Below are 17,532 nucleotides of genomic sequence, written 5' to 3'. Positions count from 1 at the left end.
TCTCTTCAGTTCTGTTGCCGATATGCCCTATTGCATCCGATCGCCCAAAGCGGCCCGTGCCTGTTCCCGGTCATCAAAATGGATCTTTTCGGTTCCTAGAATCTGGTAATCTTCGTGACCTTTGCCTGCAATGAGCACACCATCTCCTGGTTGGGCTTGCAGGATGGCGGTTCGAATCGCCTCGGCACGATCGGCAATCACAATTGGCTGCACCGAATCTGGAATTCCTTCCAGAATGTCCTGCAAAATACGCTGGGGATCTTCTGTCCGGGGGTTATCGGAAGTGACGTAGACCCCGTCGGCCAGGTCAGCCGCGATTTTTCCCATTTTGGGCCGCTTGCCCCGATCTCGATCACCGCCACACCCAAACACACAGACCATCCTGCCTTGAATGAAGGGACGAGCCGCCCGCAGTAAATTTTCTAAACTGTCTGGGGTATGGGCATAGTCCACAATCACGCTGATGTCCTGGTTGGGGGCAATGTGGACCTGCTCCATCCGTCCTGGCACTCCGCTGAAGGAGGGCAAAGCAGCCACCATCTCTTCTAACTCCAGCCCCAGATGCAGAGCGGCTCCTATCGCGGCCAGCAGGTTAGAGAGATTAAATTGCCCCACGAGGGGCGATCGAAATGGGACTTTACCCTGGGGCGCATGTAAAACACCGCTGACGCCGTCTGGTCCATAGCTCAAATCACTCGTCCACAGGTCTGCCTCAGAATTCTGGGTGCTATAACTCCAGACCTGTGCCTGTCCAGTCTGTTGAATTAGCCGTTGCCCATAGGAGTCATCCAGATTGATCACCGCGCGTCCCTTGAGATAGTCCGTGTTGAACAATAACGCTTTCGCCGAAAAGTAATCATCCATATCACGATGAAAGTCCAGATGATCCTGGGTCAGGTTTGTAAACACAGCTACTTCAAATGGACAGCTCAACACTCGCCCCTGAGCCAGGGCATGGGAACTAACCTCCATCACCCCATACTCACAACCCGCTGCCAGGGCTTCTGCCAGTTGCCGCTGGAGTTCCACAGCAAAGGGGGTAGTGTGGGCCGCTGTTTGCTGGTAGCTGCGCCAGCGAGCGTAGAGGGTACCTAGCAAAGCAGTTGGCTTCTGAGCCTGATTCAGCAGGAATTCAATTAAATGGGTTGTGGTTGTTTTACCATTGGTGCCCGTGACCCCTACCAGCTTCATCTGCTGAGCGGGATAGCGATAGAAAGCCGCTGCCAGTTGGGCACAGGCCCTTACCATGTCACTGGCGGAGATGATACACGGTTCCCTACCCAACGTCGATTGTCCGCTGCTGGATGCTTTCTGGGCGGCCTGGGGTGAAACAATGGCCGCGATCGCCCCGGCGGCGATCGCCCCGGCCCAGAAATCCCCCCCATCCACGCGGGTACCGGGCATACCGATAAACACATCTCCGGGTTGGCAGGCCAGGGAATTCGTCGCTAACCCCTTCACTTCCAGATCCAGGGCTGGATGGTCTGACAGTGGAGCGATTTCAGGAACCGCCGCCAGTAACTCTCGCAACTTCATGTCAGCTAACCCTCACAAAAGCACTTCTATTCTCTGCGATCGTTCGGCAAATATTTCTGTAACATCTGCTCCAACTGTTGCACTGTTGCCCGCGGAGAGAAACGGGGTAGAGGAGTGAGCGAAGGGGAAGAAAGCGATTTTAGATCTTGAATATTGCACGTTGAATGTTCCTCCGTTCCTTCGACTCTCCCCTGCTCCAGTCCCCGATCCAAAAACAATACAGGCACTTCATACTGATACGCCTGGAACCAGTCCTGGCGGGTAGTAATGTCTCGCACTTCCAGTTCCAGATCCAAACTCTGGATTTGTTCTAACTTCTCCTGCAACCCTTCACATAGATGGCATCCAGGTTTGCTATAAAGAATCAACCGAACGTGAGACATTTGTTGTGAGTAATGAGCTTTGAGCTTTGATGAAGGCTGAAGGCTATGGATAAAAGACCACAGGTGTTTCTCCTGCACTTTTTTCTTTATTTCTTCTTTCCTTTTTCCTAACCTCTAGCCCCTAACCCCTAAATTCTATCCCCTCGACCCTCCTGGGAGTTTGATAATAAGCGAAGCTTACCACCAAAACAAAATCAATAATTCCAGGGGGTTTGTTTGGATGAAAGAGTAGCTTACGCTACTCTTTCACCAGCAAGCTAGAAGAACCATCCCCTCAGAGCAATTATTTATCTCAAGGGATCCCCTAGTTGGGTATGTTAGAGATTACAGAAGCTCTAGCCATTTCACGCGACGATGACTCAATCGACTGACCCCCTGCTCCAACCAACCCTCCTTGATCTCAAAAAACTCAACCAGAAATTTGAAAAAGCCCATCCTAAGGATATTCTTGCCTGGTGTGTTGTCAATTTGCCCACAGGCTTGGTGCAGGCCAGCGCGTTCAATGTGGATGATATGATGATTACAGACCTGTTGTACCGGGAACTCAAACCTGCTCAACCTGTACCTGTTCTTTTTCTTGAAACGTTGCATCACTTTCCCCAAACCCTGGATCTGGTGGCGCGGGCAAAGGGAATTTATGATCTAAACTTGAAAATTTACAAAATTAAAGGCGTCAAGACGCGGAAAGCTTTCGAAGCGAAATATGGGGAGGCTCTTTGGGAAAAAGACATTGACCGGTTTTCCCAACTCACAAAAATTGAGCCGCTACAGCGGGGTTTGAAAGAGCTGGGCGCGATCGCCTGGATTACAGGCCGTCGCCGCGACCAGGCAAGCTCCCGGTCTGATATGCCCATCTTTGAATTAGACCAGCAACAGCGGCTGAAGGTAAATCCCTTAGCCAATTGGACTCGAAAGGAAACCTGGGCCTACGTTTTTGAACACGATGTGATTTACAACCCCCTCCACGACCAGGGCTACCCCAGCATTGGGGATGAACCCCTCACCGCTCCTGTCCGGGAAGGCGAAGAAGAGCGGGCTGGTCGCTGGCGGGATATGGGCGGCAAGTCAGAGTGTGGTATTCATTTTTAACCTACGGAAAAATCCTTTCACCATTTCGATAGGAGCACTATAAAATGAATCCTAGCCTATAGTTCATGCGTTCTAGGATCTCATGATTAAGCTGCTCCATCTGTCTGACATTCACATGGGAAGCGGCTTTTCCCATGGGCGAATTAACCCAGAGACGGGGCTCAACACCCGCTTAGAGGACTTTGTCAGCACCCTGGGACGATGCATTGATCGGGCTATTGCCGAACCCGTTGACCTGGTTTTATTTGGGGGAGATGCCTTTCCTGATGCTACACCACCTCCATTCGTACAGGAAGCGTTTGCCAGCCAATTTCGGCGACTGGTGGATGCTCAAATTCCGACAGTGCTGCTGGTAGGGAACCATGACCAGCATGCCCAGGGAACGGGGGGAGCCAGTCTGTGTATTTATCGGACATTGGGAGTGCCAGGGTTTATTGTGGGCGATCGCCTGGAAACTCATCTTGTCCAGACCTGTAATGGTCCAGTACAGATCATCACCCTGCCCTGGCTGACGCGATCGACCCTACTTACCCGTCCAGAGGCAGAAGGTCTTTCTATGGGAGAAGTGGGTCAGTTGTTGATTGATCGCCTGCGCGTTGCTCTGGAAGGCGAAATTCGCAAACTTGATCCAGAAGTACCCACAGTCTTATTAGCTCACCTGATGGTAGACAATGCCCGCTATGGGGCAGAGCGGTTTTTAGCCGTTGGCAAAGGCTTTACGGTTCCAGTATCGCTCCTGGCCCGCCCCTGCTTTGACTATGTGGCGCTGGGGCATGTTCATCGTCACCAGGTGTTATGTGAGCAACCTCCAGTGGTTTATCCTGGCAGCATCGAGCGGGTCGATTTTAGTGAAGAGAAAGAAGATAAGGGCTTTGTACTGGTGGAACTGACGCGAAAGCAGACCCGGTTTGAGTTCTGTCCTCTGCCGGTGCGGGCATTTCGCACGATTGAAGTTGATTTGTCAGAGGCGGAAGACCCCCAGTTAACTTTGCTGTCAGCCCTAAAACCAGCAGTTGTTCAGGATGCAGTCGTGCGGCTAGTCTATCAGCTCCGATCTGAGCAGCTTGAACAAATTGACACCCCATCTCTGCATCAGGCTCTGAACCTTGCTCACAGCTACACCATTCACCCAGAACTGGTGAGCCAGCTTGCCCGTCCGCGGCTACCGGAGCTGGGAGTGGGCCGCAGTATTGACCCAATGGAGGCCCTCAAGACTTATCTGGCAAATCGAGAAGACCTGCGAGAGCTTGAAGCAGAGATGGTGGAAGTTGCCCAGTGGTTGCTACTGGATGAACAGACGACAGGGTTTGATCTGGCTGAAGCCGCCGCGGGAGATCCTGAAATCGATTCTGATCTGGAAACCGTTGAGGATCAAAATACCCAGTTACGTTTGCTGTAATGGTTACGGACGCATGAGGCTCCAAACCCGTGCAAGTAGTTGCCGCCGCAAGAAGGGCCAGCCCTGAGATTGGCTTGAAACTGGGGGCCACTCTGCCCGCTGCTTTATCATGGAACATGCCAATATCGTGGGCATCCAGCGATCGCCGCAGGGTAATTTTGCCCTCGCCCTGAATTTCCGTCTGGCAAGCAAGCCACACGTTGGAGGTATAGCGATAGCCACCAGGCTTAGCTTAGGACGGGGTGCAGGGGGTGAACCCCTGGCTGAGGGCGAAGCCACCACACTCCCTTAAAACTAATGTCCTAAGTAACCTGGCGACAGCTATAAAGTGAGCTGCGGGGCCAGTTCTTGCTCGGCTGGAGTGCGGGGTGCACAGTTCTCTATGCTCTCTATGCATAAATGATTCAGGACTAACACATTGACCAGAACAGAATCTAAAGGAGCAGAGCTAAGTTCCCATCTGAGGTACCATCGAATAACTATGTGTAAGCCAAATAACACTTGTTATGGAGCCACACTCTCTGCCGACGGAGGTGATTCTCACATACCCCCGTCAATCGCTAGGGAACATTCAACTGGATTGGACACCACAGCCTGGTGCATACCTGGATCTTGCAGGCAAAACCTACACCGTTTTGGAACGTTGCCATCGTTATCAACTCAGGGCAGGGCGGTATCGACTTCATAAGGTCTCGCTCTACGTTCAAACTGCTCAACGCCCTTCTGAAAGGAGTCTGGTAAACGGGCGCTGGGTGGTCGGCGAGGTCAGTTGCCGTTTTAATGCCCAATCTGAACTGATTCGCTGCGCCGTCAATCCAGAAGGCCCCTGTTTGGGATGTCGGTACTACGAGCGTTTATGGGCAACTGATGAGGCGCTTTAAGCTCCGTTGCCAAGGACTTCGCCGATCGCAACCCGACTCCCATTGCCAAAGTCCCAACCCGATTGGGGGCGTTTCCCCGAAAGTTGAACTTCTCTCAGCAGCAAAAGCCCGTTTCCTGTCTGCACAACTGGTCCCAGCCCCCTGGCAAGGTGAACAATTTCTCCCGGCTGAGCGGCACATTTTTCCAGGAAAGACCAATCCTTCTCTAAAGCCTGAATTTCTAAAGGAAGATCGACCCAGTAGGCTGGCCCAAGGGGAGCCGTAGCCATGATTTTAAGCGGAGCATTGCGGAAGGTAGCGGTGCAATGGGGGTAAAAGCCCCGGATTTGATTATGCAGGGCGATCGCGTCTCGCCGCCAATCCAGCCGGTAATCTTCCTTCTTAATCAACGGGGCGTAGGTCGCTTCAGCATTGTTTTGAGGGATCGGTTGAATAGCCGATTGTTCCAGTTTCAGCAGTGTTTCAATCAGTAAATCTGCCCCTAAATCCGCCAATCTGGCCCCCAAGTCATAAAAATTCTCCAGTAGGGAAATCGATGTACGCGCCTCCAATAAAGCGGGGCCTGTATCCATTCCTGCATCCATCAGCATCGTGGTGATACCCGTCTCAGTTTCCCCGTGGTAAAGGCTCCATTGAATGGGAGCAGCCCCCCGGTATTTGGGCAAAATAGAGCCGTGGGCATTAACACACCCCAAACGCGGCATGTCCAGTATCTCCTGGGAAAGAATTTGTCCATAGGCAACCACAACAAAAGCATCCGCACCTGTCTCCCGCAGTTTGTTGAGAGTATCAGCATCTCTCTTAACACTCCTTGGCTGCCAGACAGGTAGATGATGGGCTAGTGCCACTTCCTTAACGGGTGAAGCTGTCAACTGATTACCCGGCCCCCGTCGCTTATCGGGTTGTGTAACCACGGCTAACACCTGAAATGCCGGGTGAGCCAACAAATATTTCAGACTGGGTACTGCAAATCGGGGCGTCCCAAAAAAAACAATCTTCATAAGTTGAATTCTTAGCCTAAATTTGTAGCTTGAGAAGTGAACGCTTCAAAAACATTAAATCTCTTGGAAACTTGCTGAGATCACTCACCTAAATTGTCGTTGCCTGCTATACATGAAAGTAAGGTTTCAAGCCTATCCTGTTGGTAGTTCTGCATTCAAGCCCCACTATCGAAGAGTTTGCTCTGCAAAGTTAGAGCCAGGCAGTAAAAACCTTACAGACCCTGACTTTAGACCCGTCTAGGCTTGCTCGCTTAGAGCTTTGATGTTCCAGCCTTCCGTCAGAGTCATCAGTTCAGAGTCTGACCCGACGTTTCAACGAAATACCCTGATTGCAAGGGTTCTCAAAAGAACCCTGGTAGGCTCAAGCACTTTGCACTCAGGGCTTTCGTAGAGAACGTCTGTCTTCTGCTCTCAATCACTGTTCCTTGGTAATGTTCAATCGGTTGCAAGGTCTGTTCTTGCTGTTAAAGCCAGAACGGATTAGGATTTTGTATTTTTAAGTTCCTCTATTGATTCTTTCTTTGCTATGTCTCAGCAATCGGTACAAATTGATCCCCTTAATAGCCCCCATCCGGTTCCCTGGAACTGGGTTTTGGCAACCCTAGGCGCAGCTAGTTTCCGCAACCCATCGACGGAGCAAGTTCTCGATGTTGCGGCAACTGTCCATTACTACCGCAGTCAGTCGTTACTGTCGCCGGATCACCGATATGCTGCCTATAGTCGAATTCAGATGCACGTTCATTCAGAGTTTTATCGCAGCCAGGTGAGTAGCGTTCTGTTTCTAGAAAACTTGGAGACAGGAGATTTACAGGCGGTCACTCCTGCTTCGCCGCTAGCGGATAATCCCTTTTTAAGAGAGGAGGCTGCATCAGGGGGCAATATTTCGATTGTGATTCCCATCTCCTGGTCAGAACAGGGCGATCGCCTCCTGGCACGGGCATTTGAGTCTCTCTTTGGTTCCGATATCGCTTCAGATTATGCCGTCATCGTGGACCGCACCTTTAACCGGGTAAATACGGTCGCTCCCACCACTCCCTACACCCATGCTGTATTGCTGGGCTGGAGTAGCCGTTACTCAACCCGTGCCCTATTTCGGGCAGGGAATCTGGGAGACGAGGAATGGCCCCTATGGGCGGTGGATGCGATGGGTAGAACCACTCAGGTAGAAGGCGATCGCCCAATCATCTTTGGTCAGCCCATCAGCAACGTCTGGATGGGCCCCCAGATGCAACATTGATCCCCCAGATGCAACATTGATCCCCAGATGCAACATTGATTAGGTGGTAGGGATCAGGATAGTTGTTAGTTGTTAGTTGTTAGTTGTTAGTTGTTAGTTGTTAGTTGTTAGTGGATAGTCAAGTGAGGGGTGAGGAGTGAGGTGAAAACTCACCTACTCATCCACCCATCCACTTATTCTTTCTGCCATCCACGCCAGGGGTTGATTTCTGCTACACCGTCTGGTTTAATGACAACCTTAAATATGGCGTGGGGAATATCCAGCGAATCGCTTCCTTCTTCGGCTGGTTTACCAAGTTTAGCGAAGGGGAGTTTCCTGCACATAGTTATAGGCCGCCTGGCTGTCCGGTTTGAAATCAATCACCGATCCGTCTTCTTTCACCCGGACCCGGTAAATCAGATCTGTCTTAAAGGATGGGTTCAGATTCTCAGAGTTGTCGTAGATCTGATCTTGCAGCTTTTCTAAAAGAGCTTCCAACCTCGCATTATCGGTAATTTCAGGACCGCTGTTTTTGGTTATGGGCGATGCCATAGCTTCTTTCCAGGGAGCAACCTCCACCACTTCACTGGAAGTAAAAACGACTTTATACTGAGCGATTGGCTCAGAGGCTGGACGGCTACCACCCTGAGGAGGAATGTAAAGTAGATCCAGCAGAGGCGTTTTGTTAGCATTTTCTAGAGCTACAGAATTGACGGGTTTATAACCTACGATCGCCCCATCCTTATCAACACCGACACGATACACCAGGTCTTGAGTAATGGGAGTCCGAGTCTTCCATGCCTCGTCAATCTGCCGACGTAACTTTTCTTGTAAATCTGTAATTGCCTTCGGATCTGTGATCTCCGGCGAACTGGTCAGCACGGCCTCTAATTGGGCTGGGTTTGGAGAAGCAGAGGCGGATGGGCTAGAATTCGCATTCGGGCTGGGAGTAGGAGAACTGCCTGCTGCTGGAGAAGGGCTGGTCGTTGGAGAACTGTCTGGCCTTGAAGTATTGGCACAGTCAGGTTCCCCAAGCCGCAAACAAGCAGGCTGAACGACTTTGGGGACGGGAGCCGCAAACAATGCGATCGCCGCCAGCGCCACACTGGATAACCCCAACGCCGCTGGAACCGCCTGTTTCGTAATCAATTCCTTATTGGGAACGTAGTGCCTTGGCAACGGCTTAAGAGCCAATGTCAGCTCAGGTAGGGTTTGGGAATCGGCGAAAAATTGATCCACCGCCTCCACCAGATCAAACAATTGCACCGTTGTTAAATCAACATGACGGGTCAATTGAGCCGCAATTCCAGAACCAGGAGTAGCTCCTTCCGGTAAAACACTGAGCCGGTGATGGTTGACATCAATCCGCTGCAACTGCACGAGCCCTGCACTTTGCTTAGAATGGCTAAAACTGTGGATACCGCTAAAAATTTCCTGAGCATAATGGCTCACCGTGCTAACCAGACTCTCCAGAAACTCTCGCCCACCCGTTAAAGGCTTCTCCTGCCCCGGAAGATGACATTCGGCATTAATCAACACTGTCATTAACGGGCGTGCCTCTCCCGCAGTCATGAGGGATAAATCCCCTAATCCTTCGAGTATCAGAGTGCAGTTCGGTAGACTGTACTGACGTTGAATGGTCATGCCACCTCTCCATCAAACAAACTAGCCCAAAATCGCTGCATCCCATAGGTCCCGGTACAAAACAGAAGCTGGGTCAACAGGTTGAGCGCCAATTCATCCAGCTTTTCATCTGAGTTGTAAGCCGCAACAGCCGCACGGCGGGGATTCATCCGCGATCTGAAATGGGCACGAAACCGTTCCAGGTACTCATACAGTCGAAAATGATGCTCTGGGGATAGCCGCTTTTCACTCAACTGCTGATAGGCCAGCAACAGTTGCCGAATCAGTACCGTTAACCTTCGAGCCAGGTAACAGCCTACCACCACCATGGCTTTCGCTTCTGGTAGAGTCAAAGAACGGCGTTGACTGTTACGCCGGAGGGGGTTGGTACTACGCAGCCGCCACAAAGCGACCCGATTTTTAATGATCCCCTGTAACTCCAGCTCATGAGCCATCAGCAAAATCGCTTCTGAACCACTCAGATCCAATGCCTCAATTGCCAACAGCATCAGATCAATTTGAGTCATCGCTCGTCGAGGGCAAACCTCATTGGCAACAGGCGGATTGGGCAAACTGTCTAGAATTAGGGGGGTTGGCTGGACAGGTAATTCGTTTGACTGCATTACATTCACAGATATATCCACGCGATCCGGCTCAATATTCACTTAATGGCTGCCAGATTCATCATTCCAGAGATTGAAACTAAAACAGGTGGAATTGATGACGAAAACTGTGCAACCTTATAGTGTACGATTTATCGACTTTTATTACATTACGCTGTAAATTTATCCAAAGTTCCCATAGAAAGGGTGAGGAACTGACGGATTAGAAAGCGAGGAGCCAGAAAGGGAGTGGATGGGTGGGAGGGTGGATGGGTGGATAAGTTTAAGGTCGGAGTTTTGAGTTCAAGGGAAAAGGCAAAAGCTCTACCTATCCACTCCATCCCTTCTATCTCTTGGCTCCCTCTGCCCATTCACCCCGCACCAACTCTAACAACTTCCCTACCATCTACTCTCCTTCTTCCCACAACTCGCCTATCGATAGTAACAATTAGTCACAGAGATGGGAGAATTTATGAGGGCCAAGTACTTTGAATTTGTGCTGGATTGATTTGCTGATATGCCGCTCAAGGAGAAAATTGGAGAGATGCTGAAACGATTGCTAGCAATGCTTCTAATCGTGGTTGCCTTAGGCTTGCAGGGATGTGTTTCTCCAGTCACTGGCTTAAAAAGCTACGTGGATAGCACGGATGGCTACCAGTTTCTTTATCCCAATGGCTGGTTACCTGTTAAGGTGAACCGCGACAATGGGGTAGATGTGGTGTTCCACGATATTATTGAGCAAACTGAGAATGTCAGCGTGGTTATCAATCCTGTACCGGATGGAAAACAACTGATTGATTTGGGCAGTCCGGGTGAGGTGGGCTATCAGATTGGCAAGAATGCGATCGCCCCTCCCGGTTCGGGAAGAGAAGCAGAACTGATCAATGCCGAAGCTCGCGAGTATGGCGACAAGACTTACTACACTCTGGAGTACACTGTAAAAGTCAACGGTCAGGAACGTCATAACCTGGCGAGTGTGGCTGTTAGCCGGGGTAAGCTGTATACCTTCAACGCCTCTACCCCGGAAGATCGCTGGGAAAAAATGCGAGATTTGCTGAAGCAATCTGTGAACTCGTTCTCGGTTTATTAGAGAGAAGGGGATTGGAGGTGGAGGGGTGTATATCACCTCCCTTGCCCCTAAGCCCCCAGCCCCTAGTCCCCTCGGCGTTGCTGAATTTGGGTATGAAATAGATGCGATATGCTCGAAACTTCGTTTCGATTCATACTGCTTTTCAACAACGCCCCCTAACCCCCTCCTTCCCTCTTTACCTATGCTCACTCCTCGGTTTATCCTGGCTTCGGCTTCTCCAGCGCGACGACGATTGTTGCAAAGCGTTGGCATTGAGCCAGTGGTTCAGCCAAGTCATTTTGACGAGTCCCAGGTTCAACTGTCTGATCCGGCGGAACTGGTGCAGACACTGGCACTGCGGAAAGCTGAAACGATCGCAGCCCAGATGCAGCCTTCCAATCTGCCAACGCTGGTAATGGGATGTGATTCGGTACTGGCAATAAAGGGGGAAATTCATGGCAAACCCGCCAATCCAGAGGAGGCGATCGCCCGCTGGCAGTTAATGCGCGGCCAAGTTGGGGAACTCTACACCGGACACGCTCTGATTCGGATCTCCTCCGATTCCTCTGATCAGGGGGCGGATGCCAGGAGCCAGAAGTCAGAAAACACAGCATTGGTGCGCTGCCAGTTGACCCAGGTCTATTTTGCCTGGGTCAGTGATCGCCAGATTCAGTCCTACGTCGCCACAGACGAACCGCTCAATTGCGCCGGGTGTTTTGCTTTGGAAGGAAAGGGCGGTTTGTTTGTCGAAAAACTGCAAGGCTGTCACAGTAATGTGATTGGTCTGAGCTTACCCTTGCTGCGTCAAATGCTGGATGCGCTCGGGTTCGACGTGACTGATTTTTGGCGGTCAGAACTTTAAAGATTTTCCACAGAGGCTTGAGTTTCTTTCTAGACTGGAAGCAATCTGGATAAAACCGTGACCGTCGCATGAATCGTTCGCCAGCAGATTTGTCTAAGTACCGTGCTGATCTTGCAGACCAGACTCACCTTGGACGGTTATGTGGGTCCAAACAGCGGTTTCGCGATCGCTATGAAATTTTGAAAACCTTGGGCAGAGGTGGCTTTGGCATTACCTTTCTGGCAAGAGATGTGTCCCTTCCAGGACTCCCCTTTTGTGTAATTAAGCAGTTGTGCCCCAAAGTCAACAATGAGAAAGCCCTCCAGCAGGCACGCAAACGGTTTGAGCAGGAAGCTAAAACCCTCAGTAAACTGGGCAGCCATGCTCAGATTCCCCGGTTACTGCATTATTTTGAGTCAGAAGGAGAATTCTATCTGATTCAGGAGTATGTGCGGGGGCACACCTTAACCAGGGAAGTTCAACGCTCCGGCCCCTTCTCCGAAATGGCAGTCAAACGATTTTTGCTGGAGTTTCTACCTCTCCTGCAATATGTCCACGATAACCACGTCATTCATCGGGATATCAAACCCCCCAATATTATTCGTTGTAGAGATGATGGTCGGCTGGTGCTAATTGACTTTGGTGCAGTCAAAGAGCGCATTGCTCAGGTTGGAGACTCCTCTAGCAGGGGGCATTCCAGCACTCAGTTTGTCGGCACCATTGGGTTTTCTCCACCTGAACAGTTGGCCTCTCGCCCGGTTTATTCCAGTGACATTTATGCACTGGGGGTCACCTGTCTCTATCTGTTATCAGGCAAGCCCCCACTGGAGTTCGACTATGAGTTTTTAACCGGTGAAATTCGCTGGCAAGAATTTATCACGGTCAGCGAACACTTCGGCAATGTGCTGACCAAAATGCTAAAGGTGTCGCCCCGCGATCGCTACCAATCGCCCAGAGAAATCATGCGCGTGCTGGAGTTGGAACCGTACCTGGACAACCTGATGTACTGCATGAACATTAATCCCAAACCGTTTCCACGGGAGAACCTGGTTTCGGAGGAGTACATTCCGCCTATGGTGCGCACAGCGATGGCTATTCGAGATTGGCGGGCAAAACTGAAAGCCCGGCGGGTCAGGGGCGATCGCTTCCATCCCCGGATGACCTTCACCAGCTCCAGCCTCAACCGGGATTAGTCGCCGTTTGTTAACTTGTGTGAAGTTAATGAGGACAACACCCCCATTCCCCCTTCCTTTGTGTCCCCTTCAGTCGCTAAACTACTGAGTGATATCCAGAGACAGCCATAATCATGAGTGTAATTAGTCAAGTCATTCTTCAAGCTGACGACGAACTGCGCTATCCAACCTCCGGCGAACTCCAGGGATTGGAGAACTTCTTTAAAACGGGTGAACAGCGGACTCGCATTGCGCAGACGCTGTCTGAAAATGAAAGAAAAATTGTTCAAGAAGCCAGTAAGGAACTTTGGAAGAAGCGCCCTGATTTCATTGCTCCCGGTGGCAATGCCTATGGCGATAAGCAACGTGCCCTCTGCCTGCGTGACTACGGTTGGTACTTGCGCCTGGTGACCTATGGGATTCTCTCAGGTAGCAAGGAACCAATTGAGTCGATTGGGATCATTGGAGCCCGCGAAATGTATAACGCTTTGGGGGTGCCCGTTCCTGGAATGGCAGAGGCGATTCGCTGTTTGAAGGCTGCTTCCCTGGCTCTGTTGTCCCCTGAAGATGCCCTTGAAGCAGCTCCCTACTTTGATTTCATCATTCAGGCCATGTCTTGAGTGATTGGTCAGAGTGGTACAGTACAGAATATAAATTTTTAACTCCCCACGGTTAGTGGAGGTACCTAGCATTTTTTCCTGGGTAGTTCACTGGCAGTGGGGAAATTTTTAGAAAACCTTGTGAAAGCGATCGGGTTAACCGATTGCGCTGGATGATTAGTGCGGTACGAACCGTTACTTTCTTTTTTATTTAAAAACCACCCAGAATCAGTAGGAAAAATGGAGGAAAGCCAGTGTAGGTTTCTCATGGAGAGGGCACACGCGCAAGCCTGGCCCTTTGAAGAAAAGTATAGCGGTAGTCATTATGGTTAGGACGGGGTGCAGGGGTGGAACCCCTGGCTGTGGGCGAAGCCCCCACTCCCTCTCTGATTCCAATGTCCTAACGCACCTGCGTAGAGCTATAGTACTTTTTTCTCCAGAAATGCAAACCCCCTTCTCCCTGGCGTGCTACCCCCAGAATCCCCCCCCTTCCCCCTTAAATGTCCCAACCCGAAGAAATCTTGAACTTCTGGTTCAACCGCTCACCTGACGAGCCAGGTAGTGGTAAAGCTCGAAAAGTCTGGTTTTCCAAAAATCCAGACTTTGACCAGGAAATTCGAACTCGTTTTCAGGCTATCTATGAGCAGGCAGCAGCCGGTCAGCTAGACCACTGGCAGCAAACGCCGGAGGGTTCTCTGGCATTGATCTTGCTGCTGGATCAGTTTCCCCGTAACATGTTTCGGGATCAGCCCCAGGCATTTGCGACAGATAATCAGGCTCTGGCGGTGGCCCAGGCAGCGATCGCCCGCGGCTTTCACCAGGCTCTCCCTCCCGTGAAACGCTGGTTTGTCTATCTGCCCCTGATGCACAGTGAGGATCTATCCCATCAGAATCAGTGCGTTGAGTTGTTTCATCCCCTGCGCGACCATCCAGATGTACCCGATGGCTATACCTATGCCCAAAAGCATCAAGCGGTGATCGAACGTTTTGGACGATTTCCTCACCGCAATGCCATTCTGGGACGATCAATCACACCAGAGGAAGAAGAGTTTCTAAAACAACCAGGTTCTTCCTTCTAATTCAGGTTTGCCTTTCACCTCGACCCAGGCCCCATCCCTACTATCCCCCATCCCCTCCTTTTTCCCTGAACTCAAAACTCAAACTCCATCCCTCTCACCCGACTAACAACCAACAACTAACAACTTTACTGCCCCAGGAGACATCCTCAATGACCAACCATGCCATCCTTCCGACCACTGACCAAATTAATCAGGCAAAGCAGTCAATTGATGCCTACATTCGCACCATTGACAGCCATCCAGATCGTCGAGAAGGTGCATACCCCTACTACCTGTTCCATGAATCAGGGAATTCCATCCGGGGCACCGTCATGATTTTCCATGGCTTCAGTGCCAAACCCCACCAGACCTGGCGGCTAGCAGACTATTTGTTTCGCAACGGCTTTAATGTCTATCAATGTGGATTGGCAGGTCATGCTTATGTGAATCCTGCCAAAAACTGGCCCCAGGTTGATCTGAAACCAGAGATTGCCGTTCCCTTGAAGGAAAAAGTAGCAAAGGACCCGGTATTGCAAAACTTCTTTGCTAACATGGCAAGCAGTTCTAACGGGAAAGGCCACCTGACCCCACTTCAGCAAATGGCATTAGTGGCCCGCCTGGTTGCGATTGAACCACGACTGCTCGACATCATCCAAGCGATCGAATATCCCGACGATCCAGATTTTGAGAAGTACTTCATCTCCAGCCATATGGAGTTTCTGTATCATGCAGAAGCGCGGCTCAATGAGCTGGAAGCTATGCCAGGTCCCATTTATACCCTTGGGCTTTCGGTGGGCGGAACAGTTGCGTTGGGACTGGCTGCCGCCCGACCCGAACGGATTGAAAAGGTTGTTGCCTATGCTCCCCTGCTGAAGGTATATGGAGAGGAGAATCGAAAATACATCAACCTGGCAGGTCCACTTGATATCAAAGAAACAGGATGGGACCCCAACCTAAAATTTCCAGTGGGATGCTTTACAGCCGCAGACCGCTTTGGCAGTAGCTATGTCATGAGTGGTCAAGCTATTCGCGCGCTACAAGATACTCCAATCTTTATGGTGTTAACAGAAAATGAAGATGCCGCAGACATTAAAGCTAACCAGGAGTTCTATGAGAAGACAGGCGAAGAGCGACAGGGTAACCGCTACTATTTCTACAGAGCGCAGGATCTGGTACCCCACCCTATGGTTGACCCAACGGAAGTTAGTCAGGGAATGAGCAATCGCTTCTGGCAAAGCCTTTATCAAGAAACATTCCGCTTCCTGACAACGGGCGAGATTGATGAGCGCAATATGGGTAATCTGGAACAGAACTCAGATCTGCCGCTGGTTTCCCCAGTCAGCTAAATTGGCTTGCAGTTACCAATTGTAATTTCAATCGCTACCGCTCACCTCACTGGGGACATCCAGTGGAATAGGCCATGAAACTTTCTATAGAAAAAGATCAACCATTGGTTCAGAGCATTATTCAGTTAAGAGCATTACTCATAACAGAGATGGACAAGTTGTTGAATAAGTTCTTAGTTGAGTTCAGGCACAAAAGGCGGAGCAAATGGGGTTGAAGCAGCAATTGATAAACTCGTTGCAATTGTTGCGGTGGCACAGAGCGAGTTTGGGATTGTTGCTGCTGTTATTGGCTGGCTATGTGGGTAATCTGACCCGATGGACACTATTCTTTAAGATTGACTTTGTTTTTGGTTCCATCCCTGTCTGGATTGTGATGTCCCTCTATGGAGTCGGTTGGGGTACCCTGGCTGGACTTATTGCAGGCAGTTGCACATATTTCCTGTGGGGGCATCCCTACGCAGCTATCATCTTTACCTGTGAAGCGCTGGTTGTTGGCTGGCTCTTTCACCGTTACCACTAAAACATTGTTTTACTGGACGGTATCTTCTGGCTCTGGATTGGGATGCCGTTAATCTGGCTGTTCTATTCCCAAATTTTGCAACTGGATCCAATACAGGCACAGATTATCCTGCTAAAACAACCTGTTAATGGGATTCTCAATGCACTGATTGCCAGTTTACTAATCACCCATTTACCCGTTCACCGATGGTTGCGTCGTTCCAGAGCGGTTAATACCCTTTCTTTTCAGCAAACGTTATTTAACCTGTTGGTTGCTTTTGTATTTTTGCCAACGTTGCTGCTAATTGTGCTGGCAAGTCGTGGCGTGGTTGAAACCATCAAAACAACAGCTCAGTCAGAACTCAACCAGGTTTCTGCTAGTGCATTGGCAGAAGTGCGTTCCTGGTACAGTCAATACCTTCAGGGCTTCAATGAACTGGCTCATCTTGGGGCGACCGAGGGTGTAACTTCACCAGAGCATCTCCAGCAGCGTCTTGTACTATCCAAGCGGCTGTTGCCCGATCTTGTTGCTCTTACTGTAATTAGTACTGATAAAACCATTATTTTAGCCAGTACCGAACCCCCAGAGAACCTGGCGATCGCCCACCCGATTAACCAGTCCTAGATTCAAACATCTCAAACAACCCTACAGCCCATCCTATCTGATCCTGTCAGAGCAAATGAAAATTTACCTCCCAAAGTCATCTTGAACGTGCCAATTGTTCAAGGTCCAGAGTTACTGGGATTTGTAGCGGGTGAAATTGCCCTGGATCGAATTGAAGCATTGCTGAAAAACTACGCTAGTGAACGAAGTGTACAGATCACACTGGTCGGTCGCAACCATTCAGTGGTTGTTAGCACCCAACCTGACCGGAAAATGGGTCAGGCATTTAACCTGCGTCACGAAGGTGACATTACTCCGCTAAAAGATCAGACCTATCAGTGGTTTCCCAAGAAGGGGAGTCAATTAGCGATGGCACGCTGAATGAATTCTCCCTTCGTTCGGGAAACGGCAATTTCACCTGGACTGCCATGGACAGCAATTATAGAAGCTTCGATAAAACCCAATGCTCACAGTATTCAAAGTCTCTATGTCCGCAACTTAGCCATCATTTTGGCGATCGCAGTATTGGCCCTTATTTTTTTCGGTACTCATCAGTCGCCAGTTAGTTCGTCCCCTGGCTCAACTGGCAACCATGACCACCAATTTACCCAATAA

21 protein-coding genes are annotated in these 17,532 nt (G+C 50.3%); 15 read left to right on the top strand and 6 right to left on the bottom strand.

Going from position 1 to position 17,532, the window contains the following annotated elements:
- Nucleotides 1-27: 27 nt before the first annotated feature.
- Both P4D80_RS20290 and P4D80_RS20285 read right to left on the bottom strand, forming a co-directional pair.
- Nucleotides 28-1,536, bottom strand: coding sequence for a UDP-N-acetylmuramoyl-L-alanyl-D-glutamate--2,6-diaminopimelate ligase (locus P4D80_RS20290; RefSeq protein WP_421655834.1), 1,509 nt, complete (start codon nt 1,534-1,536; stop codon nt 28-30).
- Between the two features lie 26 nt (nt 1,537-1,562).
- Nucleotides 1,563-1,919 carry a glutaredoxin family protein gene (locus P4D80_RS20285; RefSeq protein ID WP_421655833.1) on the bottom strand — a complete coding sequence of 119 codons (357 nt, stop codon included), beginning with the start codon at nt 1,917-1,919 and terminating at the stop codon, nt 1,563-1,565.
- Nucleotides 1,920-2,273: 354 nt separating this feature from the next.
- On the opposite strand from P4D80_RS20285, the gene cysH reads away from it, so the two are divergent.
- From cysH to P4D80_RS20265, 4 genes are all read left to right on the top strand, one after another.
- Complete coding sequence (gene cysH, locus P4D80_RS20280; RefSeq protein WP_421655832.1) at nt 2,274-3,008, top strand: phosphoadenosine phosphosulfate reductase; 735 nt, start codon at nt 2,274-2,276, stop codon at nt 3,006-3,008.
- 82 nt (nt 3,009-3,090) lie between these two features.
- Nucleotides 3,091-4,407 (top strand): exonuclease subunit SbcD, encoded by a 1,317-nt coding sequence (gene sbcD / locus P4D80_RS20275; RefSeq protein ID WP_421655831.1) that lies wholly within the window; start codon nt 3,091-3,093, stop codon nt 4,405-4,407.
- Between the two features lie 109 nt (nt 4,408-4,516).
- Nucleotides 4,517-4,699 (top strand): hypothetical protein, encoded by a 183-nt coding sequence (locus P4D80_RS20270; RefSeq protein WP_421655830.1) that lies wholly within the window; start codon nt 4,517-4,519, stop codon nt 4,697-4,699.
- A 214-nt stretch (nt 4,700-4,913) separates the two neighbouring features.
- On the top strand, nt 4,914-5,288 hold the full coding sequence (locus P4D80_RS20265) for a DUF6464 family protein (protein WP_421655829.1): 375 nt from the start codon (nt 4,914-4,916) through the stop codon (nt 5,286-5,288).
- On the opposite strand, the gene fmt is transcribed toward P4D80_RS20265, so the two are convergent.
- Complete coding sequence (fmt, locus tag P4D80_RS20260) at nt 5,285-6,289, bottom strand: methionyl-tRNA formyltransferase (protein ID WP_421655828.1); 1,005 nt, start codon at nt 6,287-6,289, stop codon at nt 5,285-5,287. The two genes, P4D80_RS20265 and fmt, sit on opposite strands and share 4 nt — an antisense overlap.
- A 526-nt stretch (nt 6,290-6,815) precedes the next feature.
- Here fmt and P4D80_RS20255 point away from each other — a divergent pair.
- Nucleotides 6,816-7,526 (top strand): hypothetical protein, encoded by a 711-nt coding sequence (locus P4D80_RS20255; protein WP_421655827.1) that lies wholly within the window; start codon nt 6,816-6,818, stop codon nt 7,524-7,526.
- A 173-nt stretch (nt 7,527-7,699) separates the two neighbouring features.
- Here P4D80_RS20255 and P4D80_RS20250 read toward each other — a convergent pair whose 3' ends face one another.
- Genes P4D80_RS20250 through P4D80_RS20240 form a run of 3 tightly spaced genes read right to left on the bottom strand, consistent with a single transcriptional unit; the run spans nt 7,700 to nt 9,793 of the window.
- Nucleotides 7,700-7,849, bottom strand: coding sequence for a hypothetical protein (locus P4D80_RS20250; RefSeq protein WP_421655826.1), 150 nt, complete (start codon nt 7,847-7,849; stop codon nt 7,700-7,702).
- Nucleotides 7,824-9,149 carry a DUF4335 domain-containing protein gene (locus P4D80_RS20245; RefSeq protein WP_421655825.1) on the bottom strand — a complete coding sequence of 442 codons (1,326 nt, stop codon included), beginning with the start codon at nt 9,147-9,149 and terminating at the stop codon, nt 7,824-7,826. Before P4D80_RS20245 ends, P4D80_RS20250 begins: the two co-directional genes overlap by 26 nt.
- Entirely contained in the window at nt 9,146-9,793 is a 648-nt protein-coding gene (locus tag P4D80_RS20240) for a DUF3038 domain-containing protein (protein ID WP_421655824.1), read from the bottom strand. Before P4D80_RS20240 ends, P4D80_RS20245 begins: the two co-directional genes overlap by 4 nt.
- A gap of 454 nt (nt 9,794-10,247) precedes the next feature.
- On the opposite strand from P4D80_RS20240, the gene psbP reads away from it, so the two are divergent.
- The 10 genes from psbP to P4D80_RS20190 all read left to right on the top strand — a co-directional run bounded on the left by psbP (nt 10,248) and on the right by P4D80_RS20190 (nt 17,532).
- Nucleotides 10,248-10,820 carry a photosystem II reaction center PsbP gene (psbP, locus tag P4D80_RS20235; RefSeq protein ID WP_421655823.1) on the top strand — a complete coding sequence of 191 codons (573 nt, stop codon included), beginning with the start codon at nt 10,248-10,250 and terminating at the stop codon, nt 10,818-10,820.
- A gap of 181 nt (nt 10,821-11,001) precedes the next feature.
- On the top strand, nt 11,002-11,661 hold the full coding sequence (locus tag P4D80_RS20230) for a nucleoside triphosphate pyrophosphatase (protein ID WP_421655822.1): 660 nt from the start codon (nt 11,002-11,004) through the stop codon (nt 11,659-11,661).
- 68 nt (nt 11,662-11,729) lie between these two features.
- Nucleotides 11,730-12,833 carry a protein kinase domain-containing protein gene (locus P4D80_RS20225; RefSeq protein ID WP_421655821.1) on the top strand — a complete coding sequence of 368 codons (1,104 nt, stop codon included), beginning with the start codon at nt 11,730-11,732 and terminating at the stop codon, nt 12,831-12,833.
- A 113-nt stretch (nt 12,834-12,946) separates the two neighbouring features.
- The gene (gene apcD / locus P4D80_RS20220; RefSeq protein ID WP_421655820.1) at nt 12,947-13,432 is read left to right on the top strand and encodes an allophycocyanin subunit alpha-B; all 486 of its coding nucleotides are present in this window, start codon (nt 12,947-12,949) and stop codon (nt 13,430-13,432) included.
- Nucleotides 13,433-13,911: 479 nt separating this feature from the next.
- Complete coding sequence (locus P4D80_RS20215) at nt 13,912-14,490, top strand: DUF924 family protein (RefSeq protein WP_421655819.1); 579 nt, start codon at nt 13,912-13,914, stop codon at nt 14,488-14,490.
- A gap of 149 nt (nt 14,491-14,639) precedes the next feature.
- Nucleotides 14,640-15,815, top strand: coding sequence for an alpha/beta hydrolase (locus tag P4D80_RS20210; protein WP_421655818.1), 1,176 nt, complete (start codon nt 14,640-14,642; stop codon nt 15,813-15,815).
- A 205-nt stretch (nt 15,816-16,020) separates the two neighbouring features.
- On the top strand, nt 16,021-16,335 hold the full coding sequence (locus tag P4D80_RS20205) for a hypothetical protein (RefSeq protein WP_421655817.1): 315 nt from the start codon (nt 16,021-16,023) through the stop codon (nt 16,333-16,335).
- Nucleotides 16,336-16,377: 42 nt separating this feature from the next.
- Nucleotides 16,378-16,938 (top strand): hypothetical protein, encoded by a 561-nt coding sequence (locus P4D80_RS20200; RefSeq protein WP_421655816.1) that lies wholly within the window; start codon nt 16,378-16,380, stop codon nt 16,936-16,938.
- An 87-nt stretch (nt 16,939-17,025) separates the two neighbouring features.
- Nucleotides 17,026-17,298 carry a hypothetical protein gene (locus P4D80_RS20195; protein ID WP_421655815.1) on the top strand — a complete coding sequence of 91 codons (273 nt, stop codon included), beginning with the start codon at nt 17,026-17,028 and terminating at the stop codon, nt 17,296-17,298.
- A complete protein-coding gene (locus P4D80_RS20190; RefSeq protein WP_421655814.1) occupies nt 17,299-17,532 on the top strand; it encodes a hypothetical protein in 234 nt (77 codons plus the stop codon).

It is taken from the genome of Leptothermofonsia sp. ETS-13, assembly GCF_049200465.1.
In the GTDB taxonomy this organism is placed as follows: Bacteria; Cyanobacteriota; Cyanobacteriia; order Leptolyngbyales; family Leptolyngbyaceae; genus Leptothermofonsia.
The sequence above is the reverse complement of the archived record's forward strand: the minus strand, read 5'-3'. Positions and strand labels throughout refer to the sequence as shown.